This is a genomic window from candidate division KSB1 bacterium (assembly GCA_034506335.1).
Lineage (GTDB): Bacteria > Zhuqueibacterota > Zhuqueibacteria > JANLFK01 > Oleimicrobiaceae > Oleimicrobium.
Genome location: JAPDPR010000029.1, coordinates 25,834 through 43,562 on the forward strand (window position 1 = coordinate 25,834; position 17,729 = coordinate 43,562).

Here is a 17,729-nt window from a genome sequence, read left to right on the forward strand (position 1 = left end):
GTATGCGCGTTCTGGGGTACATTGCGGCGGTGGGCTTGCTGGTGGCGAACCACTGTGGCGACATGCCGCGGGATAACCCGCTGGACCCTAAGAACCCACGCAGCCAGCGGCAACGGGTGGTGCTGGCGGAGGCGTTTGTCAGCGATGACCCCAGCGCCCTCTATTGCCCGCAGGCCTTGGACGCACTGGCCCAGCTCCAAGCGGAGGTAGGCACCGCCTCATTGCTGGTGGCAGAGTATCACCTGTCCAACCCTGGAAAGTGGGTGGACTCCTATGCACTGGCCGAAGCGCGGTTGCGCTACGAAGAACTGGCCTCTGAAGGCCTGGGCATCCCTGATGTCTTTTTCTCTGGCAGTGCGGGGCGCGTTCAGGGAGCCCATAGCGTGAGTACTGCCTACGAGCGGTATCGGCGGCAGTTTGATACCTGCAGCGCAACGCCAAGCCTGTTCACGATTGAAGCTCAGGCGAGGCGCGGTACGCAGGATAAGGAGATCCAGGTGAGCCTGGCGCGTCTGGGCTCGACGCCGGCAGAGGGCGTGATGGTGCGCGCTTTGATCCTTCAAGATGCCGGAGTCGACCGTCACCACAACGTGGTGAAGGCCCTGCTTCCCGGACAGCACATTGCCGTGCTACAGCCAGGTGAAGTGGTGCAGGCTACCTTTCGTGTACCGGGGAACGTGCTGAACGGGGACAAGAATTGGCTGCTTGTATTTGTAGAGTCTCGGGATGAGAGAGCGCGGGTGGTGGAGCAGGTCACCGCGGTGGGGCTTTGAACACGGAGGCCGCGCGTTGCGGGCGCGAATAATCCCAACCCTTGGCCTGGCCCTGGTAATGTTTGGGTGCAGTCTTGTGGAGAAGCTCGCGAACAGGCCACCGATGATCCTGCGGGTTTTTGCCATGGATTACGACCTCTCCCCGGGCGACACCACGACCGTCATGGTAGAAGCTGAAGACCCAGACGGCGATCGGCTCTCCTTTCAGTGGAACAGCACAGGCGGGAGCTTTGTTGGTCCCGCGGGAGAGGCGCGGACCGTGTGGCAAAGCCCGACGCAACCAGGCTCATACCGGCTCACCGCGACTGTGAAAGATGAGAATGGGGCCCAGGCCAGCGACGGGGTCACCATCGTGGTGGCAAGCGAAGAGCCACCCCAGGTGACCATCCTCAGGCCAGCAGAGGGACAAGCCCTACCTGGGCTGGGCAGCTATCGCGTGGAGGCGCGTGTCACGCACCCCACAAGTCCCATCGAGCGCGTGGAGTTTTTCGTGAACGGCATGTTGCATTTCACCGATACGGCGGCAGATGGGGACCTGTATGTGTTTCTCTGGAGCCTTGACGGTTTGTCCGGACCGAAGACCCTGGTGGTCAAAGGGTACCGGCTTAGTCACCCGGGCCCCCCGGGCGTTGATTCGGTACACGTGGTTGTCGAAGGCGTAACCCCTTTTCCCAAGTGAGTTGACCATGAGAGCTCAGGTGTCGCCGTTGCCTGTTTCGGGGGAGGAGGCCGCGCGGGCCATCGCCGCGGGCAGGCGAGTTTTGGAGATAGAAACACGAGCCGTGCAGGCGCTGGTTGACCGGGTGGGCGAGTCCTTTGTCCGGGCCGTGGACCTTTTGTGTACCTGTCGAGGACGGGTCATTGTGACCGGCATGGGCAAATCGGGCATCATTGCCTCGAAGATTGCTGCTACCTTGACCAGTACCGGGACGGCCGCCATTTTCATGCACGCGGCCGAGGCAGTCCACGGCGAGCTGGGGCTGGTGCGAAAAGATGACGTGGTTATCTTTGTGTCCAAGAGCGGCAATACCGGGGAGCTGACGCGCCTGTTTCCGGCGCTGCGCCGCATTGGTGTGCCCATTATCTCCATCATCGGTAACCTGCGCTCAGCGCTGGCTGAACGGAGCGATGTGGTCTTGGACGTGAGTGTGGAGGAGGAGGCTTGCCCCAACGGTCTTGCCCCGACTGCCAGTAGCACTGCCGCCCTTGCAATGGGAGACGCCCTGGCGGTAGCGGTGCTGGAGCGGCGCCACTTCGGCCCTGAAGATTTTGCGTTTCTCCACCCGGGTGGCTCCTTGGGCAAGAAACTCCGCCTCAAGGTCGACGACGTCATGTTCACCGGTGAGCACGTCGCTAAGGTGCAACTCCGGGCACCTTTGCGCGAGGCCATCTTGGAGATTACCCGCAAGCGGTTCGGTGGTACCTGCGTGGTGGACGAGCAGGACGTGCTGCGCGGCATCATCACCGACGGCGACCTTCGGCGGCTCATGGAGAAGGACTTTGACATCCGCACCCTCACGGCGGCGGATGTGATGAATGACCGACCGAAGACGGTGCCAGTTGGCGCCATGGCGATCGACGTCCTGCGGGTGATGGAGGACTTTAATATCTTGCAGATCGTGGTCGTAGATCCCGAGAACCACCCGGTGGGCATGATCCACCTCCATGACCTATTGGAGGCCGGCGTCTCGTGAGGTTAATGCTCACTGCAGTCGTGGCTGCGATGTTACTGGTGGCGTGTTCCCATCGTGACACGCCTCCGCCGGTTGCCCGTCCGGCCGAAGGCAGACCTGTAGAACAAGAGGGGTGGTCTTCCCGGGTGGTGAGCACCAAGGATGGCAGGTTGACAGCAGTGGTCGCCTACGGACACATGGTCAAATACAAGAACGACCAGCTGTACCGCTTCGATCAAGGGATCGAGGTGGACCTGTACAATGAGCAGGGGAGCCATCTCTCGCATGTCACGGCCGACTCGGGCGTGATGCATGAGGCTACCTACGACCTCGAGGCGCATGGCAACGTAGTCGTGGTTTCGGATAGCGGGCTTGTGCTGCGCACCGAGAGGCTTTTCTATACCAAGGCGAACGATAAGGTCTACTCTGACGCGCCGGTGATGATTGTGCGCGCAGTCGGCGACACGCTGTACGGTAAAGGTTTCGAGTCAGACAAGAACCTGAGCAACTATGTCTTCTACGAACCCCGCGGGGTGACCCAGCGTGCCATCGACTTGGACTTTGAGCGACGGCTGCAGCCTGCGCGGGCTCGGCGCGACACTGTGGAGTCGCACAGGGTGGGCACGCCGAACCACGAGCAGTGAGCGAATTTTGGCAGGGAAACAGGGCATGGAGGGGGGTGTTGGCAGCGGGTGGTGCTCCCTGGCGTGTGCCGCGATGGTGGCCGCTCTTGTTGTCGGTGGTGCGCGTGGTCAAGACGAACGCCTTCGCCTGGTCCATGCACAGCGATTGACCGGCCAGACAATCGCGGGGAGGGTCCTGCAACGGCTGGAAGGGGATGTGCTCTTTCGTCAGGGCAGGGCGAGCATGGCATGCGATCAGGCCCTGCGGGACGAGGCAGCAGGTACGGTGGTTCTGGTAGGGCGTGTCCGCATCGACACGGGCCGCCGCCGGTTGCACGCAGAGCGGGTGGCTTACAACGAGTTTACCCGCGTGGAGGAGGCCGAAGGGAACCCGGTCGTCTATGACAGCACCCGCAAGCTGGCTGCCGAGCGCCTGACGTATTTCGAGCTGGAGGAACGGGCGGTCGCCCAGGGGCGGGTGATGCTTGTGGACACTGCCCGCTTCACCAGCCTCAGCTGCGAACGCTTGGAATACTTTCGCGCCACTGGGTACGCGCGGGCAATTGGGCAACCGCGCCTAGTCAAGACCGACACCACTGGCCAGGACCCGCTGGTGCTCACGGGCGAGACAATGGAGGTGTTCGACGCTGGTGCTCGCGCCGTGGTCAGCGACAGCGTCACGCTGACAAGGGGAAGGCTCCACGTCAGCTGTGGCAAGGCAGAGTACTTTGATGATACCAAGCGGATCCTGCTCACCGCTTCGCCACACGGCCGGTACGGTCACGACCGATTCCGGGGAGTGACTATTGAAGTGCAATTGAGCGGCCAGCAGGTGCGTACCATCGTCGTGCACGGCGACGCGCTGATCACTTCGCCCAGCGATTCGCTTAACCCGGAGGTGCGGGTCAATCGTCTTACCGGACAGCGCGTGACCATGGACGTGGTCGATGAGCAGATTCGGCAGATGACCATCGAGGAGCAGGCCACGAGCCTGTACCACGTGGTGGAGGAAGGTGAGTTCAAGGGCATCAATCGCATCAGCGGCGATAGGATAGTGTTGGCCCTGGAAGAGGGCAAGCTGCGAAGAGTACGGATTGAGAGCTCACCCGGCAAGACAGCAGGGGTGTTCTTTCCGCCCCACTTGGAAGGTGTGGCCACAGGCGGCAACGTGAAAGGAGAGTACACGCAGCAGCATGAGGCAGACCGTAGGCTCTGACCAGCGCATGCTCCTCCGCTCCGAGGACCTTGTCAAGGTCTACAGCAAGCGGAAGGTGGTCAATGGCGTCTCCATCGAGGTGCGGCAAGGCGAAATCGTTGGCCTCCTGGGGCCAAACGGCGCCGGCAAGACTACCACCTTCTACATGATCACCGGGATGATTCGCCCCACCGCGGGCAGGATCTTCCTGGATGGGCAGGAGATCACGAATCTGCCCATGTATCGGCGCGCACAGATGGGCATTGCCTACCTGTCCCAGGAGCCGTCGATTTTTCGCAAGCTGACGGTGGAGGAAAATATCCTGGCAATTCTTGAGACCATGGAGCTCACGCGCGAGGAGCGCGCCCGGCGCTTGGAGGAGCTGCTCAACGAGCTGGACATCGCCCACTTGGCCAAAAACAAGGCTTACACCCTTTCCGGCGGCGAGCGACGGCGGGCAGAAATCACCCGTGCCCTGGTCACCAGGCCCAAGTTCATTCTCTTGGACGAGCCTTTTGCCGGTGTGGACCCGATTGCCGTTGAGGATATTCAAGGGATCGTTGCCCGTCTAAAGGAGAAAAACATCGGGGTCTTGATTACCGACCATAACGTGCACGAGACCCTGTCGATTACCGACCGTGCCTATCTGCTGTACGAAGGGGTCGTGCTCAAGTCAGGGACCTCCGAGTTCCTGGCCAATGACCCCGAGGCGCGGAAGCTGTATTTGGGCGAGAAGTTCCGCTTGGACCGGTAGCTGGTTGGGGGGATGTCGATAGGTGTAAAGGGAGAAAGTTGGTTGTCAACTGCAAAGCACGTGGTGAGGATTATCGGAACACAAAATCGGTGAGCGTCGTCATGTGGGAATGTGAGGTGGAGCGCGGAGTCTTCTGCGGGGTGACAAGGAAGGAGGTGCAGAGCGCATGGTAAACCTGTCTCAGAGACTGTCCATGCAGCTGCGGCAGTCACCGCAGCAGGTGCTGCTTTCTTCCTTGCTCCAACTGCCTATCTTGAGCCTGGAACACCGCATAAACCTGGAGCTGGAGACCAATCCTCTTCTGGAGATCGACACGGAGATGGAAGAGGAGCTGGAGCAGGAGGAGATTCCAGAGCAGACCTTGGAGCTGGAAAAGCCCGAAGATTCCGACGAGGAGGAAGAGGTCGACTACGACACCATCCACGACCAGAAAGAGGAGGAAGAGATCGACTGGGAGGCCGTGCTCAACGACCAAGATTCCTACGAGCACTGGATTCCCAGGGAAAAGGACGCCGAGCAGTTCGAGCGGCCGGAGGTCTATCGGGAAACTTTGACCGACCACCTGCTCAACCAGCTGCACCTGACGGACCTGAGCGACCAGGAGATGGCGATTGGCGAACACCTGATCTGGAACATCAACAGCTCCGGTTACCTGGCCACCGACGTGGACAGCGTGGCCGAGACCTTCGATGCGGATCCGGAGGTGGTGGAGAAGGTTCTGGAGGTCATCCAGCACTTTGACCCTCCTGGCATTGGTGCCCGTAACCTTCAGGAGTGCCTCCTGATCCAGCTGCTCGAACAAGAGGATCCCCACCCATTGGCAGTGACCATCATCAGGGACTATTTTGATGACTTCAAGAACCTGCGGTTCGAAAAACTGGCCAAGACCTTGGGGGTGTCGCTAGACGAGGTGAAAGAGGCCATTGAGGAGATCAAAAAGCTCAACCCGAAGCCAGGGGAGGGCTATGTTGCCTACGAGGACAACTATGTTGTGCCGGATATGACGGTCGTCAAGGAGGATGGGGAGTTCAAGGTTATTCTGAACGACTGGAACATCCCTTCGCTGCGCATCAGCAAGTCATACCGGCAGATGTTGGCGGACAAGAAGAATACCCCAAAGGAAGCCAGGGACTACATCCGCCAACGACTGGAGTCGGCGCGCTGGTTGATTAACTCCATTCAGCAGCGGCGGCAGACCATCATCCGCGTCATGGAAGCTATCATCCGCCGCCAACGCGACTTTTTCGAGTATGGCCCGGAACACATCAAGCCGATGATTCTTAAAGACATTGCCGACGACATTGGCATGGACATTTCCACGGTCAGCCGGGTTACCAACGGCAAGTATGTGCAAACGGAGTTTGGGGTTTTCGAGCTCAAATACTTTTTCAGCGAGAAGATTCACCGCGATGATGGTGAGGATGTTTCCAATCGGGTGATAAAGAACCGCATCAAGGAGATCATCCAGAAGGAGGACCCAAAGAGGCCGCTTAACGATCAGAAAATCGCGGAGATGCTCAAGGCCGAAGGGTACAACGTGGCCCGACGGACGGTGGCCAAATATCGCGAACAGATGATGATTCCTATCGCCCGCTTGCGGCGAGGCCTTTGAAGAGGAGACGGGAGGAGTTTGAGGTGCGTATGAGGCGTGGCCCATGTGACAGCGGATGGGGGTGTGGCAAGGTGCGTGCTACCACGATCTTAGGCGTACGCCATAAGGGGGAAGTGGCCCTGGCTGGGGATGGTCAGGTGACCTTTGGCGATGCAGTGCTGAAGAACAACGCCAGGAAGGTGCGCAAGATTTACAACGATACGGTGCTTGCGGGATTTGCCGGTGCGGCTGCCGATGCCCTCACCCTGTTTGACCGTTTCGAGAGAAGGCTGGAGGAAGCCCACGGCAATCTGGGGCGTGCCGCGGTAGAGTTGGCCAAGGACTGGCGCAGCGACCGCTACCTGCGTCACCTGGACGCCTCCTTGGCGGTGATGGACAAGAAGCAAACCTTTATCATCTCCGGCAACGGCGAAGTCATCGAGCCTGACGATGAGGTAGTGGCTTTGGGCTCGGGAGGTGGCTATGCGCTGGCTGCGGCACGCGCGTTGATCAAACACACCACCCTCAGCGCGCGCGAGATTGTGCGCGAGGCCATGCAGGTGGCGTCCTCCATCTGCATCTACACCAACAACAAGATCACCATGATCGAGCTGTAAGCTGTGGGAGCCGAAGGGGAACTAAGACCAATGAAACAGCTGACCCCGCGAGAGATCGTGCGGGAACTTGACCGCTACATCGTCGGGCAGGAGAAGGCCAAGAAGGCGGTGGCCATCGCCCTGCGTAACCGCTGGCGTCGTCTCCAGGTGGACGAGCGGTTGCGCGAGGAGATCATGCCCAATAACATCATCCTCATCGGCCCCACCGGCGTGGGCAAGACGGAGATCGCGCGTCGACTGGCCAAGCTGGCTAATGCGCCGTTCATCAAGGTCGAGGCCTCCAAATTTACTGAGGTGGGCTACGTGGGCCGCGATGTGGAGTCGATCATCCGGGACTTGGTGGATCTGGCGGTGGCGATGACGCGCAATGAGAAGGCCGAGCAGCTGGAGCCGCGCGCCGAACAGCTGGCCGAGGATCGCCTCTTGGAGCTCCTGCTCCCCGACGGAGGCGATGGCAAAGGGGATAACCCTGGGCCACGCAAAGGCCTGCAGCGCACGCGCGAAAAGCTGCGTCGCCGCCTCCGCGCTGGCCAGCTGGAGGACCGCACCGTCGAACTGGAGGTCCCCGTCGACTCCATGTCCCTGATGCAGATCATCTCCCCCCTCGGGGTGGAGGAGATGGGGGTCAATCTCCAGGAGCTTCTCGGCCCGGCGGTCCCCAAGAAGGTCAAGAAGCGGCAGATGAAAGTGGCCGAGGCGCGCCGCTACCTTGTCCAAGAGGAGCTGCAGAAGATGATCGACATGGAGGAGGTGGTACGCGAGGCCATCGCCCGCGTAGAAGATTCGGGCATTGTCTTCTTGGACGAAATCGACAAAATCGCCGGCGAGAAGAGCGCGGTCGGCCCTGATGTGTCGCGCGAAGGCGTGCAGCGCGACCTCCTGCCGGTCATCGAAGGCACCACCGTGCTCACCAAGTACGGACTGGTGCGGACCGACCACATCCTCTTCATCGCTTCGGGTGCGTTCCACGTGTCGCGCCCCTCAGACCTCATCCCTGAATTGCAGGGGCGCTTCCCCATTCGCGTGGAGCTGCATAGCCTGAGCACCGAGGACTTTATGCGCATCCTCACCGAGCCGGAGAACGCGCTTATCAAGCAGTACACGGCCTTGTTAGAAAGCGAAGGGGTGAGGATTAGGTTCACTCGGGGCGCCCTGCGCGAAATCAGCGAGACCGCCACCAAGGTGAACGAGCGCACCGAAAACATTGGCGCCCGCCGCCTACACACCATCCTCACCACTTTGTTGGAGGACATCCTTTACCAGCTCCCTGACGAGAATATCAAGAGCGTGACCATCACCCAAAAGAAGGTGCGCGAGACGCTGCGCGATATTGTGGAAGATGAGGACCTAAGTCACTACATTCTGTGAGCGGAGGAGGAACCTGTGAAACGCGATTTTCTTGCCATAACTGATTTCTCTTCGCGGGAGGTGGAAGCCACCTTAGAGCTAGCGAAAAAATTGAAGCGCGACGCCAAGCGAGGCAAGTGTGAGCCTTTGCTCCGCGGTAAGACTCTGGCGATGGTTTTCGAAAAGCCGTCGGCGCGCACGCGCGTTTCTTTCGAGGTGGGCATGTTCCAGCTGGGCGGTCACGCTCTGTACTTGGGCCCTAACGAGATCGGTCTTGGCAAACGCGAATCGGTGGCGGATGTGGCCCGCGTCCTTTCCCGTTACTGCGATGGCATCATGGCGCGCCTCTTTGGCCATGAAGTGATCGAGGAGCTGGCCCGTTTCGCGTCTGTACCGGTCATCAATGGCCTGACCGACCTCCTTCATCCTTGTCAGGTGATGGGCGATGTGCTGACCATCATAGAGCACAAGGGGAGGATGGAGGGGTTGAAAGTGGCCTGGGTTGGGGACGGCAACAATGTGGCCAACTCCTGGCTGAATATGGCTTCACGCCTTCCGTTCACGCTCCACTTGGCCTGCCCTGAGGGATACGATCCCAATGAAGCCATCTTGGCGCGCGCCAAAGGTGCCGGCGTGAGCGAGGTGAAGCTGTTCCGCGACCCCAAGGAGGCAGTGCGCGGGGCTGATGTGATCTATACCGATGTCTGGGCCAGCATGGGGCAGGAGGCGGAAGCAGAAGTGCGTAAGAAGGTGTTCAGGCCCTACCAGGTGAACGAAGAACTGGTGGCGATGGCTGCGCCCGATTGCATTGTGATGCACTGCCTCCCTGCACACCGCGGGGATGAAATCACCGATGCGGTGATAGACGGCCCGCACTCTGTGGTCTTTGACGAGGCGGAAAACCGTTTGCACGTGCAGAAGGCGATCATGGTCACGCTCATGCGGGCGTGAGAAGTGGGAGCGCACCGAAGACGAGGACTTGGCTGTGGAGATTACCCGCTACCAGGATCAGCACGCAGAGGAATGGGATCGCTTCGTCTGGGCGGCCAATAACGGCACCATTTTCCATACCCGGCGCTTTCTTTCCTACCACCCACCTGGGCGCTTTGAGGACCATTCGCTGGTGTTCAAGAAGCGGGGCCGGGTACTGGCGCTTCTGCCGGCGGTGCGACTGGACCGCGGAAACTCCAACGTTCTCTCTTCCCATTGTGGGGCATCCTATGGCGGATTTGTTGTCCGGCCAGACCTTTCCATCCGCGATGCCTTTCTGTTGGTAGACGCCCTTTTGGACTATGCCCATGGGCAGAAGTTCGATGTGGTGGAGCTCACTCATCCGCCGCAGGTCTATTGGGCCAAGCCCAGCAACTACATCGACTTTGCCCTTTTTCAGAGAAACTTTGTGTACAAGAAGCGGGAAATTTCCAGCGTAGTGCCGCTGAATTTCGCGCCTGAGTGTGTACTGGAGACATTCAGTGCCGAGTCGCGGCGGGCGGTCCGACGCGCCCTCAAGCTGGGGGTCGAGGTGCGCCCGTGCGACGATTATGCTCAGTTCTACCAGATCTTGCAGAAGAACCTGAAGATGCGGCACAATGTGCGCCCCACGCACACGGTCGACGAGCTGCTCACCCTCAAAGGCCTTTTTCCGGAGCGCATCCATCTGTTGGGCGCTTTTGCGGAGGGGCGGATGATTGCGGGGGTGGTGCTCTTCGACTGCAACGTGCGCACCACGCTGGCCTTTTACATCAGCCACGACGAGGGCTTTCAGCACTACCGGCCGGTCAATCTCCTTTTCTACAAGATCTTCCAGGATGCAATCCGCAGGGGGTTCAGCTGGTTTGACTTTGGCATTTTCACCGTAAACATGGCGCCCAACTGGGGGCTTGGCCATTTCAAAGAAGGGTTCGGCGCACAGGGGGTCTTTCGCGACACCTTCCATCGTGCTGTTTGAGGGCGGTTTTATCCATGCGCGCCGCCTGAGGTTATCATGCCGCTGCGCATCCTCCATATTGCTCCATTCAACACCTCGGATGTCCCCATGACCCTGGTGCGTGCTGAGCGGGCCATGGGGCATTATAGTCGGCTGGTGACCCTCGGGCGCGATCCCCGCTGTTTTGAGGAAGACATCTGCTTGGAGCTGCCGTTGCTGGACTGGTGGGGCACGCGGTTGGCGAAACGGTTCTTTTCTGACCCAGAGAGGCTGCGCGTGGACAACGTGGCGCGGGTGCCTGAACAGCTCCCTCCTACCTGGCGTCCCCATGGGCCGGTCGAGCGAATGCTGGTTCGCCTCCGGGAGGCTCTTTGGAGCCCCGCCATCCGCCGCGCTGTGCGCCGGCATAGGCTCGCTGACTTTGACGTGTATCAGTTGGATGGCGGGCTGGAGTTTACAAGGGACGGCCGGTTCATAGCCCAGCGGAAAAAGGAAGGCAAGCGGATCATCTGCTGTTACACCGGCAGCGACCTGCGTACTCGCGGCGTTATTCCCGCTGTCGATGCCCTCGCCGATGTGCGCGTCACGGTCGAATTTGACCACCTGAGGTTACACCCCTCCATTCACCACGTCTTCTTTCCGTTTGAGGTGGAGCGCTTTGAACCCCGGCGTGAAAGGCGACCCGGTCCCCTACGCATTGGTCACGCTCCCACCAATAGGAAAGCCAAAGGGAGCGACGTCATCATCCCCGTGCTCGTTGCTCTGCAAGAGGAATGGGGCGTGGAGATGGTGCTGATCGAAAAGCTGCCCTATGCCGAGGCCCTGCGGCGGAAGGCCGAGTGCGACATTTTCGTGGACCAGCTCGGCGACCTGGGCTATGGTATCAACTCCCTTGAGGCCTTAGCCATGGGTATTCCGGTGTGCTCATGCCTGGCGCCGGGCTTTGCAGAGCGGTACCCTGACCACCCGTTCGTGGTCGTTGACGCCGGTAACCTGCGCCAGGAGCTGGTGCGGCTGATCAATGATGCGGGCTTGCGGCAGAGACTTGGTGCGGCGGGCCGGGCGTGGGTCCTCCGCTACCACGACAGCAGGCGGGTTGCTGCGCACATTCATCGCTTGGCAGGACTCCTTGCATGAGCATGACGCGGGCGCCCCTACGCATCCTTTTTGTCAATTCGATTCAGATGTTCGGCGGCGGCGAGGTGTGGATGTTGCGCACGCTGGAGCTGCTGATGGAGCGGGGCCACCGTGTGCACCTTCTGTGCCGTCCGGGCACGAGGCTGGCCGCCGAGGCAGTCCAGCGGCAAATCCCGTGCTCGACCATGGCCATGCGCGGTGACTTTGACCCTGTGGCCATCGTGCAAGTCTACCGTCTCATCAAGCGCCTGCGGATCAACGTCGTGCTGACCAACATGGACAAGGAGTTGCGCTTTGCCGGGCTTGCGGCGCGGCTTGCGGGTGTGCGAGCCGTGTTTCCTCGGCGAGGGATCGACTACCCACTCAAGAACCGCTGGCGCTATCGTTTCGCCTACACCAAACTCGCCTCCAGGGTCATCGCCAATTCCTGGGCTACCGCACGCGCCTTGCGGCGGAACGCGCCGTGGTTACCAGCGGAGCACATTGAGGTGATCTACAACGGCATCGACCCTTCTCCGTTTTTGACCGCGCCTCCCCTGCTCAGGGCCGAGCTCCGCATCCCTGCTCGTGCGAAAGTGGTCGGGTTTGTGGGCCAACTGGACGAGCGCAAAGGGATCCACTATCTGGTGCAGGCGTTTTCGCTGGTCCACAAGCGTCACCCGGAGGCAATACTGCTGATGGTGGGCGAAGGGCCACTGCGAGAATGGATCGAGGCGCAAGCCGCTGCCCTAGGCCTCGCCGAGGCCGTTATTCTGTGCGGGTTTCGTAGCGATGTGCCGGCCGTCATGCATAGCATCGATCTGCTCGTGCTCCCTTCCTTGTGGGAAGGGTTCGGGATTGTGCTCATCGAGGCTATGGCCGCGGGCAAACCGGTGGTAACCACCGACGTGAGCAGTATGCCAGAAATCGTGGAGCACGGAAAGACCGGACTCCTTGTTCCTCCGGCCGATGCAGAGGCCCTGGCAGCGGCAATCTCTCGACTCCTGGGCGAGCCGGAGTTGGGCCGTACCCTGGGGCGCGCCGGCCGAGTCCGCGTGGAGCATCGCTTCGCCATCGACCGTATGATCGAGCAGTTGGAGGAGCTCTTCGCGCAATACGCTTGGCCCTCGGAGAATGCGAAAAAATCTTGTTGATTTTCAGTTTTTAATTTGATAGCTTTGCGCCGAGTTAGAAACCAAGGTTCCATCAATTGTGGGAGAGGGATTAGGCGATGACTGCAGGTGATGATTCCCGTCGGTGGCTCGGCAAGGCGTGGTCCTCTGACTATGATCCGGACCAGGAGCCATGGGAGGATAACGGCTGGGAAGATGAAGAGGAAGGGGAAGAGGACGAGGAGTGGGAGGAGGAGTGGGACGAAGAAGAGGACTGGGACGAAGAGCTCGACGAGGAAGAGGAGTGGGACGAAGAAGAGTACTTCGACGAAGAAGACGAGGAAGAGTGGGGAGATTTTGACGACTGGGAAGACAACTAATCCCCCCTCGCCGGGGAAATACAAGCCAATGTCGCCCGATCTCTATCCGCCCACGCCTATCGTGGGCGTTGGCGTCTTGGTGGAGCGTGAAGGGGCTATCCTGTTGGCACGGCGCGGTGCTGAGCCCAAGGCGGGGCACTGGTCGCTGCCTGGCGGTCACGTGGAACTGGGGGAGCCGGTGCGCGAAGCTGCGCGGCGAGAGCTCGCCGAAGAGTGCCATGTAGACGTGGAGGTCATGGATGTGCTTGATGTGTGCGACCTCATCATCCGCGACGAACAGGAAAGAGTACGCTACCACTATGTGTTGATCGATTTCTTAGGCAAGTACTTGGGTGGCACCGCTCGCTCGGACAGCGATGTGTTGGAGGTCGCCTGGGTGCCAATCGGGCAGCTCGCCAACTATCACCTCACCGACGCCGTGCGCACAGTGGTGGACAAGGGGTTGGCGCTCCTTGGGGCGGGCCCCAATCACTCCCCCTCATGTCGTGCATGCCCGGATCGATGAAAGAGCACCAGGAGAATCACCCTCCAGAGGAGCAGTTTCCCGATTACTTTGTGGTGCGGGATGTGCTCGACCTGCACGGCTTGTTCCCGGAACAGGTTCCGGAGATGGTGGATGAGTTCTTGCGCAATGCAGGCGAGCAGGGGTACAGCCAGGTGCGCATCGTGCACGGCAAAGGGCGCAGCAAACTCAAGTGGGTGGTGCACCAGTGCTTGCGCGGAAATCCCCTTGTTGCCACCTTTGCCGATGCTCCACCCGAAGCGGGGGGCTGGGGAGCGACGGTAGTGGAGCTACGTTCTGGGAAGAGCTCATAGCCTAAGTTTGTCGGCGCCGCTGGGCCCAGGCTGGCAGGCGATGATGCGGAATCCAGGCGAGGAGGCAGCGGCGAAATGGCTCTCACCAAAGCAGCGCCAATTTGTTCTTGACATCATTGTTTTTCCTCACTATATTAGGGTGCCTTTCGGCCAATGAACGGGGCGTTCACACCGTGACGTGTGCGGGAGGTTACGTTGATTCAAGACCCGGTAAGCTACTCTCTGAACTTTGGCTCCACGGCCACGTGGGTGGCATTCCTCCTGGGGGTGTTGATATACATCATCGGTTTCTTCGGCGGCCTAAGGCTTAATTTGCCGAAGATGCTTGTTGCGGTAATGATCGCCACAGCAATTGCCGTCGTTGCGAGGCCGCTGGTCAATCGCGTGCACACCTTTGTTGCCTCCATCCTTGGTGACCAGCTGGCTGGCTTCGCGGTGCCGCTCTTGTGGACGGTGTTTGTCTTGGGCATAGGCCTCAGCCTGTATGAAGCATTCACCGTCACCGCCAAGGAAGCCCACCCGATGAAGTGAGGGCCCCTCGGTGGCGCTACCGCAACACGGAGGGCGAAGTGCCATGCCGCGGAAGCAAAGCAGGATCGAGTTCCAGTACATTCCAGGCTGTCCACATGCAGAGGAGACTTTGGACAACCTGCGCAGGCTTGTGTGTGAGGGTCTCATCAGCGAAGAGGAGCTGGTCATTACAACAGCCGAGGACCCCTGCTTATCTCCGAGGGGCGTGTTCGCGGGGTCGCCGAGCGTACTCGTGGACGGCGTGGACGTCTACACCGAGGCTGAACCGCAGGGGAATCTCTATGCCTGCAGGGTCTACTCGCTCCAGGGGCATCAGAGTGGCGTGCTCCCTCTCGAGTTCTTGCGGGCACAGATTGTGAAGTTGCGCGGGCGGACGACACATGAACAGTGAGGAGGCTGGGCAACTGCTGTTGGACAGAGCACAGGAGGAGTCTCCATGTACGCTTTGGACGAGTTGACGCTCCGTTGTCTTGCCGAGACCAGTTTTGAGAAGTATGGGCCGCACGTGGCGGTCTCATTTGTAGATGAGCCCCCGATGACCTATAGCGACCTCAAACGGGCCGTGGTGGCCACTGCGCACGGGCTGAGAAAAAGGGGCGTCAAGCCAGGGGACAGGGTCGCTATCCTAGGAGAGAATAGCCCGCAATGGGGCACTGCCTACTTGGCGATAACCTGCATGGGTGCCGTGGCGGTGCCTATCCTGCCCGACTTCCACAAGTCGGAAGTGCACCACATCATCCGCAATTCGGGCGCCAAAGTACTGTTTGTCTCCAGTAAGTTGGTGCACAAGGCGGAGGAGAAACGCCTGGGCGCACTCAAGCTCCTCGTTAGCCTTGACCCCATTGACCGACGGGACCTGCCCTACAAGGTGGAGAGCATGGTTGACTTGATGAAAGAAGGGGCCAAGGAGACTGTCTTGCCGTCAGCGAAGATTAAAGAGGGGGACCTGGCAGAGATCCTCTACACCTCCGGCACCACGGGTCATTCCAAGGGGGTGATGCTTTCGCACAAGAATATCACCTACAACGCGCTGCAGGCCTTGCGCGCGATCGCCATCACTCCAGACGACACACTGCTCTCCATTCTCCCCATGTCGCATTCTTATGAGTGTACCTGTGGCTTCATCGCCCCCCTGTGTGGTGGCGCGAAGATTTACTACATCAAGGGCTTGCCTACAGCTCAAACACTGCTTCCGGCGCTGGAAGAGGTGCGGCCCACCATTGTGCTTTCGGTGCCCCTCATTATGGAAAAGATCTACAAGAAGAAGGTGTTGAGTGAGATTGGGGAGAAGTTCCTGATAAAGGACCTCTACAAGCTGCGGCCGATGCGCAAGACGTTGAACAAAGTGGTGGGCAGACGTCTGTACAAGGCCTTCGGGGGCAATTTACGTTTCATCTGCTTCGGTGGCGCTGCCTTGAGTCCAGACGTGGAGGAGTTTCTGCGGGAGGCGGACTTTCCATATATTACCGGTTACGGGTTGACCGAATCCTCACCGTTGCTCACGGTCAATCCAGTCGGGGAAGTCAAGTTCCAGTCCTGCGGCAAGGCGGTGGAAAGCGTTGAGCTTAGGATCGCCGACCCTGATCCTCAAACCGGCATTGGCGAGATCTTGGCACGAGGCCCGAATGTGATGCAGGGCTACTACAAGAACCCGGAAGCCACCAGGCAAACACTGCTCGAAGGCGGGTGGCTCGTCACTGGTGACCGGGGATACCTGGACGAGGATGGGTACCTGTACATCAAAGGCCGCTCCAAGAATGTCATTGTCGGACCCAGCGGGGAAAATATTTATCCTGAGCAGATTGAGGCCAAGCTTGCTGAATCGCCTTACGTGCTGGAATCTTTGGTGTACGAGCGGAACGGGCGCCTGGTGGCTAAAGTGCATTTGGACTATGATTTGCTCGACCAGGAATTCGGTCTGCACAAAATGGAAGAAGAACAGGCGGCGCGCAAAATTCAGGAGGTACTGCAAACGCTGAAGCGGGAGGTTAACGAGAAGGTCTCTACGTTTTCCCGCATTCATGACATCATTGAGCAGCGGGAGCCCTTCGAAATGACCCCAACCAAGAAGATCAAGCGCTACCTGTACGTTTCGTGAGCATGGTGTTGAGGATACCAACCGAGCCGGCTGTGGTAGGGCCGGCTTTGTTGTTTTTGGGCGCGAAGCCCTCTCATCGAGGGTTGTTCAGGTAGGCGTTGAGCAGGGTCTCAATCGCTTCAAGGTCTTCCATGCTGCTACCACCTTGGGCGCGCGCCAGTTCCACACACACTTTCCCCAAAGCCACATAGACCGATCTAAGGGGTTCCGATGCGGCCAGGGCGTCGAGGTGGCGGCGTACTGTACCCACATCTCCGCGCGCGATGGGGCCGGTGAGGGCACCCAATGGGCCCTGCGCCGTGATATTGGCGACAGTGCGCGCGGTGAGCGGGGCCAGCAGGCGCAACGCGGTGGGTTCCTCGATGCCCAGCTGTACAAGGGTGCGGGCGGCACAGGAGTAAAGGGCCACCACATAGTTAGAGGCGAATACACAAGCGAGGTGATACAACGCCTTTTGGCCTGTGGGGAGTTCTACTGGAATGGCGCCCACCCGGCGCATCAATGAGCTAGCGCGGCGTCGGGCTTCGTCGTCCCCTTCTATGCCCACAAAAGTCCCCGCCCACAGTCGCCAGTCCTCCTCACTGCCTGCAAACGTCATGATGGGATGGGCAGATGCGGCGCTCACTCCTGTGCTGCGGAGGCTGTCGAACACCTCGGCGCCCAGCGCACCCGAAGTGTGGATGGTGGCAAGGCCCTCACGTGTGGCAGGGCAGGACAAGAGCGCGGCCGCGACCCTCTCCAGCGCATCGTCTGGCACAGCAACCACGATGGTGGTGGTCTCTGCAGGTATGGCAGTAGAGGAGGTAGCAGATACTCCTGCTCGGACGCGCGCGGCGCAGCTCTGAGCGCGGGGCAGGTCTTGGTCCACCACGGCGGTGATCTCCACGCCGTTTTGGCACAGTGCAACGGCCAGGCTCCTGCCCACCCTTCCAGCACCCACCACCGCAACGCGCTCGGCGGGTTGCCGCTCAGTGTCCATCAGGCAAGTCCGAGTTCCTCACGTCGGACGCGACACCGCTGCGGCCACATATCCCACCACGTAGCCGCCGCGTACCCCGGTCGCGTCGGCGGAATTGGTCTGTGCTAACACCGTCACGGTATCCGCCTGCAATAGTCTTGCCGCATGGAGGAGCACACTCACCGGTCCTGCCCCGCACGCCTGATAAGTGCCACGCA

20 protein-coding genes are annotated in these 17,729 nt (G+C 60.0%); 19 read left to right on the plus strand and 1 reads right to left on the minus strand.

Translation table 11 applies throughout. The features are described 5' to 3' along the window. The first annotated feature begins 2 nt into the window (after positions 1–2). From ONB25_09540 to ONB25_09630, 19 genes are all read left to right on the plus strand, one after another. Positions 3–773, plus strand: a complete 771-nt coding sequence (locus tag ONB25_09540; GenBank protein MDZ7393120.1) for a hypothetical protein — start codon at positions 3–5, stop codon at positions 771–773. 16 nt (positions 774–789) lie between these two features. Continuing rightward, positions 790–1,452, plus strand: a complete 663-nt coding sequence (locus tag ONB25_09545) for an Ig-like domain-containing protein (protein MDZ7393121.1) — start codon at positions 790–792, stop codon at positions 1,450–1,452. A 7-nt stretch (positions 1,453–1,459) separates the two neighbouring features. Then, complete coding sequence (locus tag ONB25_09550) at positions 1,460–2,467, plus strand: KpsF/GutQ family sugar-phosphate isomerase (protein MDZ7393122.1); 1,008 nt, start codon at positions 1,460–1,462, stop codon at positions 2,465–2,467. A 5-nt stretch (positions 2,468–2,472) separates the two neighbouring features. Next, positions 2,473–3,090, plus strand: coding sequence for an LPS export ABC transporter periplasmic protein LptC (gene lptC / locus ONB25_09555; protein ID MDZ7393123.1), 618 nt, complete (start codon positions 2,473–2,475; stop codon positions 3,088–3,090). Positions 3,091–3,115: 25 nt separating this feature from the next. Beyond that, positions 3,116–4,285, plus strand: coding sequence for a hypothetical protein (locus ONB25_09560; GenBank protein MDZ7393124.1), 1,170 nt, complete (start codon positions 3,116–3,118; stop codon positions 4,283–4,285). A gap of 7 nt (positions 4,286–4,292) precedes the next feature. After that, positions 4,293–5,018, plus strand: a complete 726-nt coding sequence (lptB, locus tag ONB25_09565) for an LPS export ABC transporter ATP-binding protein (protein ID MDZ7393125.1) — start codon at positions 4,293–4,295, stop codon at positions 5,016–5,018. Between the two features lie 166 nt (positions 5,019–5,184). Then, positions 5,185–6,630, plus strand: coding sequence for an RNA polymerase factor sigma-54 (gene rpoN, locus ONB25_09570; GenBank protein MDZ7393126.1), 1,446 nt, complete (start codon positions 5,185–5,187; stop codon positions 6,628–6,630). Between the two features lie 29 nt (positions 6,631–6,659). Continuing rightward, complete coding sequence (gene hslV / locus ONB25_09575) at positions 6,660–7,226, plus strand: ATP-dependent protease subunit HslV (GenBank protein ID MDZ7393127.1); 567 nt, start codon at positions 6,660–6,662, stop codon at positions 7,224–7,226. A 30-nt stretch (positions 7,227–7,256) separates the two neighbouring features. Beyond that, a complete protein-coding gene (gene hslU / locus ONB25_09580) occupies positions 7,257–8,594 on the plus strand; it encodes an ATP-dependent protease ATPase subunit HslU (GenBank protein ID MDZ7393128.1) in 1,338 nt (445 codons plus the stop codon). 15 nt (positions 8,595–8,609) lie between these two features. Further along, complete coding sequence (argF, locus tag ONB25_09585; GenBank protein ID MDZ7393129.1) at positions 8,610–9,524, plus strand: ornithine carbamoyltransferase; 915 nt, start codon at positions 8,610–8,612, stop codon at positions 9,522–9,524. A gap of 34 nt (positions 9,525–9,558) precedes the next feature. After that, entirely contained in the window at positions 9,559–10,521 is a 963-nt protein-coding gene (locus ONB25_09590) for a GNAT family N-acetyltransferase (GenBank protein MDZ7393130.1), read from the plus strand. A gap of 36 nt (positions 10,522–10,557) precedes the next feature. Continuing rightward, a complete protein-coding gene (locus tag ONB25_09595; GenBank protein ID MDZ7393131.1) occupies positions 10,558–11,637 on the plus strand; it encodes a glycosyltransferase in 1,080 nt (359 codons plus the stop codon). After that, positions 11,634–12,770: a glycosyltransferase family 4 protein gene (locus ONB25_09600; protein MDZ7393132.1), complete on the plus strand. Its 1,137-nt coding sequence runs from the start codon at positions 11,634–11,636 to the stop codon at positions 12,768–12,770. Before ONB25_09595 ends, ONB25_09600 begins: the two co-directional genes overlap by 4 nt. Positions 12,771–12,847: 77 nt before the next feature. Further along, complete coding sequence (locus ONB25_09605) at positions 12,848–13,108, plus strand: hypothetical protein (GenBank protein MDZ7393133.1); 261 nt, start codon at positions 12,848–12,850, stop codon at positions 13,106–13,108. Positions 13,109–13,136: 28 nt separating this feature from the next. Beyond that, the gene (locus tag ONB25_09610; protein MDZ7393134.1) at positions 13,137–13,613 is read left to right on the plus strand and encodes an NUDIX hydrolase; all 477 of its coding nucleotides are present in this window, start codon (positions 13,137–13,139) and stop codon (positions 13,611–13,613) included. Continuing rightward, a complete protein-coding gene (locus ONB25_09615; protein MDZ7393135.1) occupies positions 13,610–13,924 on the plus strand; it encodes a Smr/MutS family protein in 315 nt (104 codons plus the stop codon). The genes ONB25_09610 and ONB25_09615 overlap by 4 nt, the downstream gene beginning before the upstream one ends. Positions 13,925–14,119: 195 nt before the next feature. After that, positions 14,120–14,455: a hypothetical protein gene (locus tag ONB25_09620; GenBank protein ID MDZ7393136.1), complete on the plus strand. Its 336-nt coding sequence runs from the start codon at positions 14,120–14,122 to the stop codon at positions 14,453–14,455. Between the two features lie 43 nt (positions 14,456–14,498). Continuing rightward, positions 14,499–14,846 (plus strand): alkylmercury lyase, encoded by a 348-nt coding sequence (locus ONB25_09625; protein MDZ7393137.1) that lies wholly within the window; start codon positions 14,499–14,501, stop codon positions 14,844–14,846. Positions 14,847–14,891: 45 nt separating this feature from the next. Next, positions 14,892–16,553 (plus strand): AMP-binding protein, encoded by a 1,662-nt coding sequence (locus ONB25_09630; protein ID MDZ7393138.1) that lies wholly within the window; start codon positions 14,892–14,894, stop codon positions 16,551–16,553. 73 nt (positions 16,554–16,626) lie between these two features. Here the strand turns inward: ONB25_09630 and ONB25_09635 are convergent, their stop codons facing one another. After that, a complete protein-coding gene (locus ONB25_09635; protein MDZ7393139.1) occupies positions 16,627–17,532 on the minus strand; it encodes a DUF2520 domain-containing protein in 906 nt (301 codons plus the stop codon). Positions 17,533–17,729 lie beyond the last annotated feature (197 nt).